Annotated in this window: 9 protein-coding genes and 1 pseudogene; 6 read left to right on the forward strand and 4 right to left on the reverse strand. The window is 72.8% G+C overall.

From position 1 onward, the window contains the following. Positions 1-84: 84 nt before the first annotated feature. From ACFYTT_RS20970 to mce, 3 genes are all read right to left on the reverse strand, one after another. Positions 85-2,373 carry a hypothetical protein gene (locus ACFYTT_RS20970; protein ID WP_176095093.1) on the reverse strand — a complete coding sequence of 763 codons (2,289 nt, stop codon included), beginning with the start codon at positions 2,371-2,373 and terminating at the stop codon, positions 85-87. A 176-nt stretch (positions 2,374-2,549) separates the two neighbouring features. After that, entirely contained in the window at positions 2,550-3,818 is a 1,269-nt protein-coding gene (locus tag ACFYTT_RS20975; protein ID WP_131055905.1) for a DivIVA domain-containing protein, read from the reverse strand. Between the two features lie 695 nt (positions 3,819-4,513). Further along, positions 4,514-4,978, reverse strand: a complete 465-nt coding sequence (gene mce / locus ACFYTT_RS20980) for a methylmalonyl-CoA epimerase (RefSeq protein ID WP_387261277.1) — start codon at positions 4,976-4,978, stop codon at positions 4,514-4,516. Between the two features lie 61 nt (positions 4,979-5,039). Between mce and ACFYTT_RS20985 the strand changes: the two genes are divergently transcribed. The 6 genes and pseudogenes from ACFYTT_RS20985 to ACFYTT_RS21010 all read left to right on the forward strand — a co-directional run. Continuing rightward, a complete protein-coding gene (locus ACFYTT_RS20985) occupies positions 5,040-6,239 on the forward strand; it encodes an acetyl-CoA C-acetyltransferase (RefSeq protein ID WP_387261280.1) in 1,200 nt (399 codons plus the stop codon). Positions 6,240-6,330: 91 nt separating this feature from the next. After that, complete coding sequence (gene meaB, locus ACFYTT_RS20990) at positions 6,331-7,332, forward strand: methylmalonyl Co-A mutase-associated GTPase MeaB (protein ID WP_387261283.1); 1,002 nt, start codon at positions 6,331-6,333, stop codon at positions 7,330-7,332. An 88-nt stretch (positions 7,333-7,420) separates the two neighbouring features. Continuing rightward, positions 7,421-7,825 carry an Asp23/Gls24 family envelope stress response protein gene (locus ACFYTT_RS20995; protein WP_131056813.1) on the forward strand — a complete coding sequence of 135 codons (405 nt, stop codon included), beginning with the start codon at positions 7,421-7,423 and terminating at the stop codon, positions 7,823-7,825. A gap of 102 nt (positions 7,826-7,927) precedes the next feature. Next, positions 7,928-9,616: a methylmalonyl-CoA mutase gene (locus tag ACFYTT_RS21000; RefSeq protein ID WP_131056815.1), complete on the forward strand. Its 1,689-nt coding sequence runs from the start codon at positions 7,928-7,930 to the stop codon at positions 9,614-9,616. Between the two features lie 101 nt (positions 9,617-9,717). Beyond that, positions 9,718-10,632 (forward strand): tetratricopeptide repeat protein, encoded by a 915-nt coding sequence (locus ACFYTT_RS21005; protein ID WP_176095088.1) that lies wholly within the window; start codon positions 9,718-9,720, stop codon positions 10,630-10,632. A gap of 66 nt (positions 10,633-10,698) precedes the next feature. Further along, positions 10,699-11,826 (forward strand): annotated as a pseudogene (locus ACFYTT_RS21010) (arginase family protein); the annotation flags it as partial. A gap of 139 nt (positions 11,827-11,965) precedes the next feature. Here ACFYTT_RS21010 and ACFYTT_RS21015 read toward each other — a convergent pair. Beyond that, on the reverse strand, positions 11,966-13,918 hold the full coding sequence (locus tag ACFYTT_RS21015; RefSeq protein WP_387261287.1) for a penicillin-binding transpeptidase domain-containing protein: 1,953 nt from the start codon (positions 13,916-13,918) through the stop codon (positions 11,966-11,968). Between the last annotated feature and the right edge of the window lie 82 nt (positions 13,919-14,000).

Genomic DNA, 14,000 nt, shown 5'->3' on the forward strand with positions numbered 1-14,000 from the left:
GGTGCCGGAAGCCGGAGTTCGGGACGCGGCGCGGTGTTCAGCCCTCGGCGGGCCGGGGCAGGGCCGCGTCGCCCCGCATCCGGCTCAGTCCGAGGTGACCTTGCTCGGCTTGGCGCTGCGTTCGTCAGTGGTCGGCTTGGTCGGGCGCTTGCCGTTCTCGCCGGTGCTGGTGATCTTCGTCGGGGTGGCGCTGCGTCCGCCGGTGCCGGGCACCGCCGCCACCGTCGGTTCGCCGTCCACACCGGCGCTCGCCGTACTGCCGTCGACCGAGGTGGGCTCGGTGGCCGGCTTCGCCGTCGCGTCCTCGACCGTGGTGACCGGCTCCGCGACCGGCTTCGTCGCCGGCCCGTCGTCGTCCGTGATCGCCGACGTCGTGGCCAGTTCGTCGTCACCTGCGGTCGCGGGCTCCGTGGCCGGTCCGTCGCCACCCATGGCCGCCGACCCGTCGTCACCTGAGGTCGCGGGCCTGGTGGCGGTGTCGGCCGCGCCACCCGGTCCGCCCGCCGCACCGACGACGCCGTTGATCGGGCGGTTGCCGTTGACGGCGACCGGCGCCGTGGCGGAGGCAGCCGGGACAGACGCGGTGGTGACGGAGGCACCCGTGGTGGAGGCGGCCATGGCGGGCGCGGCCACGGTGGCGGGAGCACCCGGACCGTCGGGGCCCGCCGCCGCCGTCAGCCGCAGGTCGAGCAGCTTGCGCTGCAGTTCGTCGGACTCCTGCCGGGACTTCCAGGTCTCCTGACGCAGGTCGGCGAGCTGCTGCTGAGCTTTGGCGATCTCCAGCATCACCTGGGCGAGCTGCTGGCGGCTCGCCGCCGCCTCCTGCTGCGTCGCGGCCAGGTGCTGTTGCGTGGTGGCCAGGTGCTGCTGGGTGGTGGCGGCGTACTCCTCGAACTGGCGGCGGGAGGAGGCGACGTACTCGTCGGCCTCGCGGCGCGCACCGGTGACGTGCTCGTCGGCCTCGCGGCGGGTGACGGTGGCGTACTCGTCGGCCTCGCGGCGCTTGTCGGCCGCCTCGGTGCCGGCGTCGCGCAGCAGCGCGGTGGCCCGCTCCTCGGCCTCGGCGCGTACCGTCGCGGCCTCCTCCTCGGCGGCCTGGCGGATCGCGTCGGCGCCCTGCTCGATCTCGTTCTTCCGGGTGGTGTACTCCGATTCGAGCTCGGTGCGGCGGGTCTCGAAACCCGACTCCAACTCGACGGTACGGGCCCGGAACTGCTCGTCCAGCTCGGCGTTGCGCGTCGTGTACTGCTTCTCCAGCTCCTCGCGACGGCCGGTGAACTCACGCTCGGCGGTCGCCCGTCGCTCGGCCAGTTCCCGGTCCGCAGCCTCCCGCCGGCCGTTGACCTCCTTCTCCACCCCGGCCCGCCAGGCACCCAGTTCCTGCTGCGCCTGGGCGCGGGCGTGCTGCACGTACGCCTCGGTCTCGGTGCGCATGCGCTGCGCGTACGCCTCGGTCTCGGTGCGGGTGCGACGGGCGGCCTCGGTGGTCTGCGCGGTCAGCCGATCGGCCTCCTGGCGAGCCTTGTCGCGCGCGGCGCGACCGGCCGTGGCGGCGTCGTCGATGATCTGCTTGGCCTCCTGCTGGGCCTTGGCGTGCGTGGCGCGACCCGCCTCGGTGGCCTGGTCGACCAGTCGCTTGGCCTCCTGCTGCGCCTTGGCGTGCACCTCCTTGGCCGCGTCGCGGAGCTGGGTGGCCTCCTGCTGGGCGGTGGCGTGCACCTCGCGGGCCGCCTCGCGGAGCTTGGTCGCCTCCTGCTGGGCCCGGGTGTGGATCTCCTTGGCGGCGTCGCGGAGCTGGGTGGCCTCCTGCTCGGCCTTGGCCAGCGCCTCCTGGGCGACCTTGCGCAGCCGGGCGGCCTCCTCGCGGGCGGCCCGGGCGGCGGCCTCGGACTCCGCCTTACGGGCGGCGGCCTGGCGCTCCTCCTCGGCCCGCCGGGTGGCCAGCGCGATCTCGAAGTCCTTGAGCGCCTTGGCGGCCTCGGCGCGCGCCTCGTCGATGATGTGTTCGGCGGTGGCCCGGCGCGCCTCGATCTCCTCGTGGGCGGCACCGAGAATGTCCTCGGCCTGCTCCTCGGCCAGAGCGAGGATCTGCTCCACCCGGGGGCCCAGATGACGGAACGCGGCCCGATCGACCACGCCGACCTGTTTACGGACCTGGGCGAGGTCACGCTGGAGCACCTCGACCTGACCGGCCAGCTTGTGGATCTGGGTGTAGGCCTGTTCCCGTTCGGCCGCCAACGCCGAGATCTCGTGCTCCGCACGAGCGACATACCGGTCGACCTGCCGTTTTTCGTACCCTCGCAGGGCGGACTCGAAGCTGGGCTCCGTGGTCACATCCCCGCCGAGAGAGAACAGTTCCTCGCCGTGCGACATGCTCCCATCCTCACACGCAACGGCCACTCCTGGGGCGATACGGACGCCCCTGTTGGGAGCTACTTCACGTGCCGGGGGAGCGGGATGCCGACACGTCCCGCGTATGCAGGGCGGCGCGGGGTGGCACCGTCACCCGGTGTCACCCCGCGCCGTCGATCATGCCCCGATCCGCCGGATCAGCTGGTGGTCTCCGCAGCGACCTTCTCGTCGGCCTCGTCGGCCTTCTTGGCCGCCGGCTTGTCGGCTGCGGCGGCGTTCGCGTTGTTCGGTACGCCCGGCACGATGCCGGCCAGTCCCGAGAGCATCTGCCCGAGCTGCGAGGTGACCGCGTCCTTCTGCCGGGTGAGGTCCTCGACCTCGCGGCGGGCCGCCTGGGTGGTCAGCTCGGCCTCGGTGCGCGCCTCGTTGAGCAGACGCTGCGACTCGGCGCGAGCCTCGCTGAGGGTCCGCTCGGAGAGCGCCTTGGCCTTCTCGATCGTCTCGGTGGCGTTGCGCTCGGACTCGACCCGCCGGGCCTCGGCGCGCTGCTCGATCTCCTTGGCGCGCTCCTGCGCGGCCCGGGCACGCTGCTCGGCCTCGCTGACCAGCTTCTGGGTCTGCGCGACCTGGGCGGCGTGCCGCTCGGACTCCTCGCGCTCTGCCTTCTCCCGCCGCTCGGCGAGCTGCAGCTCCAGCGCCTGAAGGTCCTTGTCGCGCTTGTCGCGGGCGTCGGTGAGCAGCTTGGTCGCCTCGGCGCGCTTCTCCTCGGCCTCACGGGCGGCCTTGGCCCGCTGCTGGGTGATCTCCCGCTCGGCGGTGGCCCGCAGCGTGGCAACCTCACGCTCGACGGTCGACTTCAGCTCGGCGACCTCGTGCGCGGTCACCGTACGCAGCTGCTTGGTCTCCCGCTCCGCGTCGGCGCGCAGCGTGTCGGCCTCCCGGCGTGCCTGCACCCGGACCTCGGCCGCCTCGCGCTCGGCGGCGGTGCGGACGTTGCCCGCCTCCCGCTCGGCGCTGGCCTTCATGGCCGCGGCCTCGGCGCGGGCCTTGTCGGTGATCTCCCGCGCCTCGAGGCGGGCGGCGGAGAGGATGCCCTCCGACTCGCGCTTGGCCTCGTTGCGGTGGTCGTTGGCCTGCTCCTCGGCGAGCCGGAGGATCTGCTCGACCCGGGTGCCGAGACCGGAGAGCGTCGGGCGGCTGTTCTCCTCCAGCTGCTTGCTGGTGTCGGTGAGCTTCTGCTCCAGGGCGGTGAGCCGCTGCTCGGACTGCCGGAGCCGGCGCTGGGCGTCGTTGAGCGCCTGCTCGGCGTCAGCGCGATCCTTGTTGGCCTGGCTCAGGGCGGCGTTGAGCCGGCCGATGAAGTCGTCGACCTGACCGGTGTTGTATCCGCGCAGGCCAACCGTGAAATCGGGCTGCGAGTTCGCGTTATCGAAGAACGCGAGAGGGGAGGACTGCTGCTGGGGCATTGGGACATACTGGCAGACCCCCCGGGGTGCTTCGCAAGAGCGTGCCGCCCTTTGCCGTCCTCATTACATGGTCAACTCGACAGCGCGCCGGACCGCCGGGGGAAGTGGCGATCTTGCCAGCTCCGAGGCGAGCGTGATGGCACGCAGCGTGACGCGGAAAAGGGGCCCGGTGTCCTTATGTTTCCGGCCGCCCCCGTCCCACTCGAATGGGTGTCGGCGTACCTCTGGGAAAGCCAAAGGCGGTTCACCGAATGGCCACCGGGACCTCGTCCGTGAGGTCAGCCGTCGCGTCCGCTCCGCCGTACCCGGGCACAGCGACCGCCCGCACCCGAGCCGCGTCGTCCCGGCGAGCTGCGGCTGCATCCGCTGCGCTGCGTGTGCGTACGGGCGAGCTGCGTGTGCGTACGGGCGAGCTACGCGAGGGTACGGCGCGGCTCGGGTGTGGGTGACGGCGAGCTGCGTATGCGCACGGCGCACTGCGTATGCGCACGGCGCACTGCGGGTGCGCACGGCGCGGTGCGGGTGCGTGCGGCGCGGTGCGGGTGCGTGCGGCGCGGTGCGTGCGGCGCGCTGCGTGTTAGGAGGGGACCCCTGCTATGCACGAGGCGTTAGCAGGGGGCCCTTCCTTACACCGCACCCCCGGCGTCGGGCCTCGACACGGCGCGCTCGACCACGGCGCGCTCGACGTCGGGTACTCAGGCGGGTTGGACCAGCTCGATCAGGACGCCGCCGGCGTCCTTGGGGTGCACGAAGTTGATCCGGGAGTCGGCGGTGCCGCGTCGGGGCGTCTCGTACAGCAGGCGTACGCCGCGCTCGCGCAGGGCCGCGCAGGCCACGTCGATGTCGGCCACGGTGTACGCGACCTGCTGCACGCCGGGGCCGTTGCGGTCGAGGAACTTCCCGATCGTCGACTCCGGGGTCAGCGGGGCGAGTAGCTGCACGCACCCGCCCTCGGCGGTCGGCCCGACCGTCAGCATCGCCTCGCGTACCCCCTGCTCGGCGTTGACCTCGGTGTGCATGCAGCGCATGCCGAAGGTCCGTTGGTAGAAGTCGATCGCGGCGTCGAGGTCGGCGACCGCGATCCCGACATGGTCGATGCGGCGTAGACCGATGTCTGTGACATAGTCGGCAGCGGGCTCGGCGGGGGAGTTCTCAGGCATGACGCTAGTCTGGCCGAACGATAGTTAAGGCGTACAGGTCGGCACCCCCTCGGAGGCAGTCATGGCTTCGGTGATCGTCAGTGGCGCGCGGACCCCGATGGGGCGCCTGCTGGGCAACCTGAAGGACCTACCCGCGACGAAACTGGGCGGTATCGCCATCTCCGCGGCACTGGAACGTGCCGGCGTGGCCCCGGACCAGGTCCAGTACGTGATCATGGGGCAGGTGCTCCAGGCCGGTACCGGCCAGATCCCGGCCCGCCAGGCGGCGGTGGAGGCGGGCATCCCGATGTCGGTGCCCGCGTTGACCATCAACAAGGTCTGTCTCTCCGGCCTGGACGCGATCGCGCTGGCCGACCAGTTGATCCGGGCCGGCGAGTTCGACGTGGTGGTGGCCGGTGGCATGGAGTCGATGACCAATGCCCCCCACCTGCTGCTCGGTCAGCGGGGCGGCTACAAGTACGGCGACGTGGTGGTCAAGGACCACATGGCGCTCGACGGGTTGACCGACGCGTGGGACTGCTGCTCGATGGGGGAGTCCACCGAGCGCCACGGCGCCGAGCGGGAGATCAGCCGCGAGGAGCAGGACGCCTTCGCCGCCGCCAGCCACCAGCGGGCCGCCGCCGCGCAGAAGAACGGTCACTTCGCCGACGAGATCACCCCGGTCGTCATCCCGCAGCGCAAGGGTGACCCGCTGGTGGTCAGCGAGGACGAGGGCATCCGTCCGGACACCACCGTCGAGACGTTGGGCAAGCTCCGTCCGGCCTTCGTCAAGGACGGCACCATCACCGCCGGCAGTTCGTCGCCGATCTCCGACGGCGCCGCCGCGGTGGTCGTGATGAGCAAGGCGAAGGCCAAGGAACTCGGGCTGACCTGGCTGGCCGAGGTGGGCGCGCACGGCAACGTGGCGGGCCCGGACAACTCCCTGCACTCGCAGCCGTCCAACGCCATCCAGCACGCGTTGCGCAAGGGCGGGCTGGGCATCTCCGACCTCGACCTGATCGAGGTCAACGAGGCGTTCGCCCAGGTCGGTATCCAGTCCACCCGTGATCTCGGGATCAGCCCGGACAAGGTGAACGTCAACGGTGGCGCGATCGCGCTGGGGCACCCGATCGGCATGTCCGGCGCCCGGCTGGTGCTGACCCTGGCGATGGAGCTGAAGCGGCGCGGCGGCGGCACCGGCGCGGCGGCGCTCTGCGGCGGCGGCGGCCAGGGCGACGCATTGATCATCCACGTCCCCGCCCCTACCGAGACCGACCTGTGAGCACGAGGAGCACGCCGGTCCGGCGAGCCCGGCAGTCGGGAACGACGAGTGGCGCGGTGCGCGGGCGGGTCGTGCGGTCGAGGGCGGCTGCATGAGCGAGGCGAGGGGGAGCGCGCCGGCCGCGGCTGGTTCGGTGCGACGCAGTCGGGACGTACCGATGCTGGTCGAGCGGGCCCGCGAGGGTGACCCGCGCGCGGTCGCCCGCCTGATCACCCTGGTCGAGTCGGGTGACGAGACGCTGCCGCGCATCGCGGCGGCGCTCGCACCGCACACCGGCCGGGCCCAGGTGGTCGGGTTGACCGGTTCGCCGGGGGTGGGCAAGTCGACCACCACCAACGAGCTGGTCCGCGCGCTGCGGGCGCGGGGGCACCGGGTCGGCGTGCTGGCGATCGACCCGTCCAGTCCGTTCACCGGTGGGGCGATCCTCGGTGACCGGGTACGGATGCAGGACCACGCCACCGACCCCGGTGTGTACATCCGGTCGATGTCCAGCCGGGGTCACCTGGGCGGGCTGTCGGCGGCCACCCCGCAGGCGGTGCGGGTGCTGGAGGGCGCCGGCTGCGACGTGGTGCTGGTGGAGACCGTCGGGGTCGGGCAGGCCGAGGTGGAGGTGGCCTCGCTCGCCGACACCACGCTGGTGCTGCTCGCGCCGGGCATGGGCGACGCGATCCAGGCGGTGAAGGCCGGCATCCTGGAGATCGCCGACATCTTCGTGGTGAACAAGGCCGACCGGGACGGCGCCGACGCGACGGTCCGGGACATCCAGGGCATGATCGCGCTCGGTGAGCGCGGCCCGGGGCAGTGGCGGCCACAGGTGGTGCGGGCGGTCGCCGTGCGGGGCGAGGGCATCGACGACGTCGCCGCCGCCGTCGACAAGCACCGTGACTGGTTGGTCGCGCACGACGAGCTGCGCCGCCGCCGGGAGGCGCGGGCCGCCGCCGAGGTCGAGGCGATCGCGCTCGGCGCGCTGCGCGCCCGGATCGGCTCGCTTCGCGACGGTACGCAGTTGCCGGCGCTCGCCGCCGAGGTCGCCGCCGGTGCGGTCGATCCGTACGCCGCTGCGGACACCCTGCTGGCCCAGCTCTCCGGCTGAACGTAGTCCACTGCGGACCGTCTCCGGCGGTTACGCTCGCACCGCCTTCGCAGAGCGCGTGGGGTGGTGTGACGGCTGCTGGAGAGAGATGGACCACGAGATGACGCAGGAGTTGCCGATGACGCCGGACGCGGTGCCGGGCGGTCGTACCGACATCTCGGACGAGGTGGTGGAGAAGATCGCGGTGGCCGCGGCGAAGGCCGTGCCCGGTGTGGTCGAGCTGGGCGGTGACGTGGCGCGGTTCTTCAACGCGGTGCTCGACCGGGTCGGGCTGGACCAGGTGGGTGACGCCCGGCGCGGGTGCTCGGCGCACGTCACCAACGGCGCGGCGGTGGTCAACCTGGTGATCGTGATCGACGCCGGGCACGCGGTGCCCGAGGTGACCTCGGCGGTGCGGGTCGGGGTGACCCAGGCGATCGAGGCGTACGGCCTGGGGGTCGACGAGATCAACATCCGGGTGGACGACGTCGCCATCGGTGGTCCCGCCGTCTGAGGGCGGTTCGACATTACCGACCGGTAGGCGTTTCCTTAGCGATCGTTCAGGTAAGGGCTCTACACTCGACGTGCTGTCGAGGACTCGAGGAGGAGCCCGGGGATGAACGCCGACGAGATCGCCGCCGGACGGGCCCGCTGGCAGGCCCGGTACGACGCCGCGCACAAGCGGGACGCGGACTTCACCACGCTCTCCGGGCTGCCCGTCGAGCCGGTCTACGGGCCCCCGGAGGGTGCCGCGTACCCGGGCTTCGACCGGATCGGCTGGCCGGGCGAGTTCCCGTACACCCGGGGCCTGCACCCGACCGGCTATCGCGGGCGGACCTGGACCATCCGGCAGTTCGCCGGGTTCGGCAACGCCCGGCAGACCAACGAGCGCTACAAGATGATCCTCGGCGCGGGCGGCGGCGGTCTCTCGGTCGCCTTCGACATGCCCACCCTGATGGGCCGCGACTCCGACGACCCGCAGTCGCTCGGCGAGGTGGGCCACTGCGGGGTGGCGGTGGACAGCGCCGTCGACATGGAGGCGCTCTTCGACGGCATCGACCTGGCGGCGGTCACCACGAGCATGACCATCTCCGGTCCGGCGGTGCCGGTCTTCTGCATGTACCTGGTCGCCGCCGAGCGGCAGGGCGCCGACCTGTCGACGCTCGACGGCACCCTGCAGACCGACATCTTCAAGGAGTACATCGCGCAGAAGGAGTGGCTCTTCGACCCCGAGCCGCACCTGCGTCTGATCGGCGACCTGATGGAGTACTGCGCCCGGGAGATCCCGCGCTACAAGCCGCTCTCCGTCTCCGGCTACCACATCCGCGAGGCCGGCTCGACCGCCGCGCAGGAGTTGGCGTACACGCTGGCCGACGGGTTCGGCTACGTCGAGCTGGGGCTCTCGCGCGGGATGGACGTCGACGTCTTCGCCCCGGGGCTGAGCTTCTTCTTCGACTCGCACGTCGACTTCTTCGAGGAGATCGCCAAGTTCCGCGCCGCCCGCCGGATCTGGGCCCGCTGGCTGCGCGACGTCTACGGCGCCACCAGCGAGAAGGCGCTCTGGCTGCGCTTCCACACGCAGACCGCCGGGGTGTCGCTGACCGCCCAGCAGCCCGTCAACAACGTGGTGCGTACCGCCGTCGAGGCGCTCGCCGCGGTGCTCGGCGGCACCAACTCGCTGCACACCAACGCGCTGGACGAGACGCTGGCGCTGCCCACCGACTCCTCCGCCGAGATCGCCCTGAGGACCCAGCAGGTGCTGATGGAGGAGATCGGGGTGACCAACGTCGCCGACCCGCTCGGCGGCTCGTGGTACGTCGAGGCGCTGACCGACCGGATCGAGGCGGAGGCGGAGGAGATCTTCGCCCGGATCCGCGCGCTGGGCGGTGAGGGTCCGCACACCATCGGTCCGATGACCTCCGGAATCCTGCGCGGCATCGAGGACGGCTGGTTCACCGGCCAGATCGCCGAGTCGGCCTTCGTCTACCAGCAGGCGCTGGAGAAGGGCGACAAGAAGATCGTCGGCGTCAACTGCCACACCGGCACGGTCGCCAAGGAACTGGAGATCATGCGGATCTCGCACGAGGTGGAGCTGGAGCAGCGCCGGCTGCTGGCCGCGCGCAGGGCCGGCCGGGACGAGGCCCGGGCCAGGACGGCCGTCGCGGAGATGGTGGCGGTGAGCCGTACCGGGGAGAACATGATCCCGGCGATGCTCGACGCCGTCCGGGCCGAAGCCACGCTCGGCGAGATCTGCGACGCGCTGCGTGCGGAATGGGGCGTTTACCGCGAGCCCGCCCGGTTCTGACACCCGCTCCGGCGGGGGTGTCTGGGCAGGGGCGACAGCGGCAACCGCACGGGCGGTGGCTGCACCTGAGTTCGGCAAATCGCGTGCGAGACTAGGTAACCATGAGCGACCCACGGATCACCTCGTCGATCTTCACCCGCGGCGCGGTCGACCTCAGCGCGTTGCGCCCCGCCGCGCCCAGTCCCACCCCGGCACCGGCCCAGTCCGGCCCGCCCGCCGCCGCGCCCGGCAACCCCGTCGGCGGCGGCGTCACCGTCATCGACGTGACGGAGGCGACCTTCCAGTCCGAGGTGCTGGAGCGCTCGCTGACCACACCCGTGGTGGTGGACTTCTGGGCCGAGTGGTGCGAGCCGTGCAAGCAGCTCTCCCCGGTGCTGGAGCGGTTGGCGGCGGAGGGCGGCGGCGCCTGGGTGCTCGCCAAGGTCGACGTGGACGCCAACCCTCGACTGGCGCAGATGTTCCGGGTGCAGGGCATCCCGATGGTGTACGCGGTGGTCGGCGGGCAGCCGGTCGACGCCTTCTCCGGCGTGGTCCCCGAGGCGCAGCTCCGCCAGTGGATCGGGGCGGTGCTCAAGGCCGGCGGCGTGGCCGTCGCCGAGCCGGAGGACCCGCGTCTGGACGAGGCGGACGACGCCCTGATGACCGGCGACCTGGACGCCGCCGAGCAGGCGTACCGCAAGATCCTGGCGGAGACGCCGGCAGACGCGGCGGCGGCGGCCGGGCTGGCCCAGGTCGGGCTGGCCCGCCGGGTGGCCGGCGCGGACCCGCAGGCGGCGCTCGCCACCGCCGCGTCCGACCCCGACGACGTCGACGCGCAACTGCTGGCCGCCGACATCGAGGTGCTCAGCGGTCTGGCCGAGCAGGCGTACCAGCGGCTGGTCTCGGTGGTCCGGCGGACCACCGGGGAGGACCGGGAGAAGGTACGACAGCACCTGGTCGGCCTCTTCACCATCGCCGGTCCGGAGGATCCGGCGGTCGCGTCGGCGCGTCGGGCCCTGGCCAGCGCCCTGTTCTGAGTCACTTACCACGCCAGCGCGGGCCGGCGTGATGCCGGCCCGCCCGACATCGGAGGACGGGAGCCCATCGTGCGTCGGATCGCCGTCCTCGACGCGCCGAGCAACCTCGGTCTGCGGCCACCCACGCCGACCTCGGTGCCGGGCTGCGGCAAGGCGCCCGGCGCACTGCGTGACCAGGGTCTGCTGCCCCGGCTGCGGGCCCGTGACGCCGGTCATCTGACGCCGCCCCGGTACGACGCCGGGGACTGGCGGCCGGGCGACGGGGTGTGCCACGCCCGGGAGATCGCCGACTACTCGGTGGGGTTGGCCGACCGGATCGGCGCGATCATCGACCGGGGTGAGTTCCCGGTGATCCTGGGTGGCGACTGCTCGATCCTGCTCGGCTCGGCACTGGCCATGCATCGGCTCGGCGAGGCGGTGGGCGGCCGGATCGGCCTGGTCTTCGTGGACGGGCACTCCGACTTCCGGCATCCGGGCAACGCCTCCTACGTGGGCGCTGCGGCCGGTGAGGACCTCGCCCTGGTCACCGGCCGAGGTCAGGCCGACCTGGCGGCGATCGAGGGGCGACGCCCGTACTTCCGGGACATCGACGTGGTGGTGCTCGGCATCCGTGCCCAGGACGAGTACCGGTTGGACCTCCAGGCCGCCGGGATCCTGACCCGGCCGGTCCCGGCGCTGCGGGCCGAGGGTGCCGCCCGCACCGCCCAGTGGACGCACGAGCAGCTCGCCGACTGCGCCGGTTACTGGGTGCACGTCGACGTGGACGTCCTCGACCCGGCCGTGATGCCGGCGGTCGACGCGCCCGACCCGGGTGGGATCGCCTTCGCCGAGCTGGAGATCCTGCTCGCCGGGCTGGTCGACACCCCGCACTGCCTCGGCGTCGAGCTGACCGTCTTCGACCCCGACTACGACCCGGACGGCGCGTACGCGGCCGAGATCGTCAACACGCTGGTGGCCGGGCTGCGCCCGGTGACCGCGCCCGGCTCGGTGCCGCCCCGGCTGCGTCCCGAGCCCGTCGAGCGTCCCGCTCCGGCCCCGCGCCGGGGCCTCGACCCGGTCGACCCGCCACCGGCCGGACCGCTCCTGCCGGTGGTGCCACCGGTCGCCGCCGCCCCGCCGACCGACGAGCGCCGGGGCGAACCCGAGCGGGACGTCCGGACCGACCGGGAGCCGGAACCGGACGGCGCGTACCCGACGTCGGAACCGGACGGCGCGTACCCGGAGTCGGAACCGGGCGTCGTCGACTCCGACGAGGCCGAAGTCGACGACGTCGACCCGGCCGACGACGTGACCCGGCCCGCGTCGGCACCGGGCGGTCTGACCGCCTGAGCCGTCAGCGGGACAGCGCGCGCAGGAATCGCTCGGCGATCGGCACGGCGGTGCCGCTACCCGAGCCGCCCTTCTCCACGAAGACGGCGAAGGCGACATCGCCCTGCCAGCCGACGAACCAGGCGTGGGTGTTCTTCGGGTCGTCGTCGTACTCGGCGGTGCCGGTCTTGCCGTGCACCGGCCCGCCCGGGGCGTCCTTCAACGCGCTGCCGGTGCCGCTGGTCACGACCTCGCGCATCATCCCCCGAACCGCCGCCACCGCCTCGGCGTTCAGCTCCGGTCCCGGCGCGGCCGTCGCCTCGGGCGCGGGGTCCAGCACCAGCTTCGGCGGGGTGAAACCGCCCTTGGCCACCGCTGCGGTCGCCGCCGCCATGGCCAACGGGCTGACCAGGGTCGTGCCCTGGCCGATCGCGGCGGCGGCCTGCTCGGTGGCGCCGCCGTTCGCGGAGACCTTGCCGGTGAAGGCGTCGAGCCCGACCGTCCACTGGCCCTCCAGGCCGAGCGTCCGGCCGGTCGCGGCCAGTCCGTCGCCGCCGAGCTGCGGTGCCAGGGCAGCGAACGTGGTGTTGCAGGACCGGGCGAAGACGGTGCGGAAGGGCACCTCGCCGAGGGCGAAGTCGTTCGAGTTCTTGAACGACCGGCCGTCGACGACCTGGGTCTTGGGGCAGTCGACCCGGGTGTCCGGGGTCACCGCGCCGCGTTCCACCAGCCCGAGCGCGCTGACCATCTTGAACGTGGAGCCCGGCGGGACCTGGGCGGTGAAGGCCAGGTTCTCCCCGGCGGCACCGGGGCCGTTGGCGGAGGCGAGCACCGCGCCGTCGCCGATCCGGACGGCGACGAGGGCGGAGCGTCGCCGCTCGCCGCGCAGCGCCTGGTCGGCCGCGTTCTGGGTGGCCACGTCGAGGCTGGTCCGCACCGGCTCGCCGGGCTTCGGGTCATGCCGGAACAGTTCGGTGCCGGTGCGTTCCACCGTGCCGGTCGCCGACGCCCGGGTGACCACCACGGTGAGGCCCGGCACGCCGCGGAGCCGTTCGTCCCAGCGGCCCTGCAAGCCGCCGTGCCCGACCATGTCGCCGGGGGAGTAGCGGTCCGGGAACTTGGTCAGGTCGTCGGCCTGGGCCGGGTCGACCGTGCCGAGCACCGCGCGGGCGAACTCACGGGTGGGGGCGAGATCCAACTCGTCGTTCTGGGTGATGGCCCCGGGCAGGCCGTCGATCCGTGACTTGATCTGCTGGAACGCCTCGTCGCGCAGCGTGACCACCTCGACGAACGCGTCCGGCTTCGCCTCGTCGAGTCGGTCGGCCAGACCGGACAGGTCGACCGGCGGGGTGATCGCCGGGCGGATCGCCCGGAACGCCGCGTCCAGGTCGCGGGTGACGGCCTTCACGTCGGTCACCGCGCGGGGTTCCAACCCGACCCGGACCACCGCCCGGGGGGCCACCAGCGGTGCGCCGGCACCGTCGAGCAGCCCGGCGCGGGGTGCCGGGTCGCGCCGCAGACCGAGCCGGTCGCCGCGGGTGAGCTGCTCGGCGAGGACCTGCGGCTCCCAGATCACCTGCCAGACGTCGTCGCGTCCCTTGACCAGCCGGACCGGCCGGTCGTACGTCCACGTGACGTCGCCGGGCAGCGTCCACTCGACGCGGACGGTGCTGGTCGCGGTCTCCTGTTCCACCGTGGGCTTGCCCTGTCGACTCAGCTTGGGCGGCGTCTCGGCCAGTTCGCCGGAGAGCTCCTTGATCTCCCGAACGACGTCGGCGGCGGCCAGCCGGCTGCCGGTCGGGTCGACGAAGCCGACCGCCTGGAGATCACCCGTGGGCCAGCCGGAGAGGAAGGCGTCCACGCTGCGTTCCGGGCCGTCCTCACCGGAGCAGGCGACCAGAGTGGCCGAGATCACGAGGCAGGCGGCGACAGCGGCCAATCGTGACGAGACGTGACGGTTGTGGTACGCACGGTGCATCAGCCTGGGGTCCTCCTGCTCGGGCTGCCCTGCACGCTAGTACGCCGCGGCACCTGGGGTTGCCCCGTGATGTCCCAGGTGG

It is taken from the genome of Micromonospora sp. NPDC003816, from assembly GCF_042874705.1.
Classification (GTDB): Bacteria; Actinomycetota; Actinomycetes; order Mycobacteriales; family Micromonosporaceae; genus Micromonospora.

What these genes read in the sequence shown, in the direction of transcription:
- ACFYTT_RS20970 (WP_176095093.1), bottom strand. Translation starts at nt 2,373, where the DNA reads ATGTCGCACGGCGAGGAACTGTTCTCTCTCGGCGGGGATGTGACCACG.
- ACFYTT_RS20975 (WP_131055905.1), bottom strand. Translation starts at nt 3,818, where the DNA reads ATGCCCCAGCAGCAGTCCTCCCCTCTCGCGTTCTTCGATAACGCGAAC.
- mce (WP_387261277.1), bottom strand. Translation starts at nt 4,978, where the DNA reads ATGCCTGAGAACTCCCCCGCCGAGCCCGCTGCCGACTATGTCACAGAC.
- ACFYTT_RS20985 (WP_387261280.1), top strand. Translation starts at nt 5,040, where the DNA reads ATGGCTTCGGTGATCGTCAGTGGCGCGCGGACCCCGATGGGGCGCCTG.
- meaB (WP_387261283.1), top strand. Translation starts at nt 6,331, where the DNA reads ATGAGCGAGGCGAGGGGGAGCGCGCCGGCCGCGGCTGGTTCGGTGCGA.
- ACFYTT_RS20995 (WP_131056813.1), top strand. Translation starts at nt 7,421, where the DNA reads ATGGACCACGAGATGACGCAGGAGTTGCCGATGACGCCGGACGCGGTG.
- ACFYTT_RS21000 (WP_131056815.1), top strand. Translation starts at nt 7,928, where the DNA reads ATGAACGCCGACGAGATCGCCGCCGGACGGGCCCGCTGGCAGGCCCGG.
- ACFYTT_RS21005 (WP_176095088.1), top strand. Translation starts at nt 9,718, where the DNA reads ATGAGCGACCCACGGATCACCTCGTCGATCTTCACCCGCGGCGCGGTC.
- ACFYTT_RS21015 (WP_387261287.1), bottom strand. Translation starts at nt 13,918, where the DNA reads ATGCACCGTGCGTACCACAACCGTCACGTCTCGTCACGATTGGCCGCT.